The sequence below is a fragment of the Deferribacterota bacterium genome, from assembly GCA_034189185.1.
Classification (GTDB): domain Bacteria; phylum Chrysiogenota; class Deferribacteres; order Deferribacterales; family UBA228; genus UBA228.
The window spans coordinates 1-2,226 of sequence record JAXHVM010000239.1 but is presented as its reverse complement, the minus strand read 5'-3'; the positions used below and the strand labels follow the sequence as shown (position 1 = coordinate 2,226).

At 33.4% G+C, this 2,226-nt stretch carries 2 protein-coding genes; both read right to left on the bottom strand.

Annotated features, from left to right (window positions below):
- On the bottom strand, positions 1–1,046 hold a 1,046-nt coding region (gene argH / locus SVN78_10400; protein MDY6822017.1), incomplete at its 3' end, for an argininosuccinate lyase.
- Positions 1,007–2,125 carry a molecular chaperone DnaJ gene (gene dnaJ, locus SVN78_10395; protein MDY6822016.1) on the bottom strand — a complete coding sequence of 373 codons (1,119 nt, stop codon included), beginning with the start codon at positions 2,123–2,125 and terminating at the stop codon, positions 1,007–1,009. The genes argH and dnaJ, both read right to left, overlap by 40 nt.
- Between the last annotated feature and the right edge of the window lie 101 nt (positions 2,126–2,226).

The window sequence follows — 2,226 nt, the reverse complement described above, 5'->3', positions numbered from 1 at the left end:
TTATAGTTATAAATAGTATCAAAAATTTGAGTTTTATCCTCTTGTAAATCTCTATTATATGACAAGGGCAGCCCTTTTAAGATGGTTAACAATGATACAAGATTTCCATAAACAGAACCACATTTACCTCTAATCAATTCAAGTAGATCGGGATTTTTCTTCTGTGGCATTATGCTACTACCAGTAGTAAATTCATCTGGCAATTCAATAAAGGAAAATTCCTTAGTAGAGTAAATTATAAAATCCTCTGCAAAACGAGATGAGTGCATTTGTGAAATTGCAATATTAGATAAAAATTCTATAATAAAATCTCTATCACTAACAGTATCAATACTGTTTTCAGTTGGACCAAAAAAGGATAATCTCTTTGCCACAAAATCACGGTCTATATCAAAATTTGTTCCAGCTAGTGCAGCAGCTCCCAGTGGAGATAAATTGAGCCTTTTATAAAAATCTGAAAAACGGCTAAAATCTCTCTTATACATCTGAAAATAAGCCATTAAATAGTGTGAAAATAATATTGGCTGGGCAACCTGCATATGTGTATACCCTGGCATAATAATATCTATATCCCTTTCTGCCCTATTTAAAAGAGTTTTCAAGAGCCCAAGAAGTAGTCCTTTAATTACAAGCAATTCATCCCTTATATACATTTTGAGATCAACTAAAACTTGATCATTTCTACTCCTAGCTGTATGTATCTTTCCACCCACTGGCCCAATTAATTCAATAAGACGCTTCTCAATAGACATATGTATATCTTCATTCTCAGCTTTAAGTTCAAATCTACTCTCATCTAATTCTCTTTGAATGATGTCAAGTCCTTCTAATAAAATATTGTGTTCCTCTTTGGTAATAATGTTTTGTTTGTTTAGCATCTCAATATGAGCCCTAGAGCCTTTTATATCATAGAAAGCTAAATTCTTGTCCACCTTTATGGAAGATGTGAATTCTTCCATATCCTTATCTAATGTTTTAGTAAACCTACCACCCCAAGGCTTTTTTTCTACATTTGAGCTTGAAAAAAATTCTTCATCTTTTCCCATATATTTTTGTTTTCCCTATAATCTTCTTTACTTAATTCTTTTTTTAACTCTTTAAGTAACCTCTTAGCCTTATCATTTATACTCTGTGGCATTAGAATCTTGAATTTAATTATCTCATTGCCTATCCCATAACCTCTAACATCTTTAATACCATATCCTTTTAATACAACTGTATCATCTGGTTTTGTTCCAGGTTTTACCTTCACCCTCTCTTTTCCCTTTAAGGTAGGCACTTCTACCTCACTACCTAATATTGCATCAATAAATGTTATTGGCACCTCAACTATTATATTCCGACCATCCCTTTTGAAATACTCATGTTCTTTCACTATAATATTCACATAGAGATCGCCGGCTATACCACCTCTCTTACCCATATTGCCCATATTTTGGTATCTCAAGCGAGTACTATTATCCACTCCTTCTGGTATATCAATCTCAACTTCCTTGTTGATCCTAATTTGGCCTTCACCATTACATTTAGTACATCTCTCTTTTATTATCTCACCAGCCCCTTTGCAGTGAGGGCAAGTTGAAGCTATAGTTAAAAATGCATGTCTTTGAGATATCCTGCCTGTTCCTTTACATGTAGGACATTTAATTATTTTAGATGATGGAGCACCTCTACCATTACATTTATCACATTCTACTAAAATTGGTATATTTACTTTCTTTCTTGTGCCAAGTGCAGCCTCTAGGAAATCAATTGTAAGATCCATCTCTATATCGCTTCCTGTTTCAGGTTCCTGAGCTCTTCTCCTTCTATTCGTTCTACCACCAAAAAAGGAAGAAAAAGCATCCCCAAAAAATTCGTCAAATATTGTTGTAAAATCTGAATCAAAATTAAAATTACTGCCTGCCTCATCAAAGGTTTCACCATATCTATCATATTGATCCCTTTTCTCTGGATCTGACAACACTGCATATGCTTCACTTGCTTCCCTAAAGATCTCTGTTGCCTTTGGGTCATCATTTTGATCAGGATGATATTTTAATGCAAGCTTCCTATAAGCTTTTTTTATCTCTTCTTGAGAGGCATTTCTGTTTACTCCGAGTATATCATAATAATCTTTTTTCAATTTTAAACCCCCAACACTACTAATCTATTATAATTAATATTTGAGCATTTTTATAGATGTAAATAAAAAAGGGCGTGATCACGCCCTTTTTTATTTACATC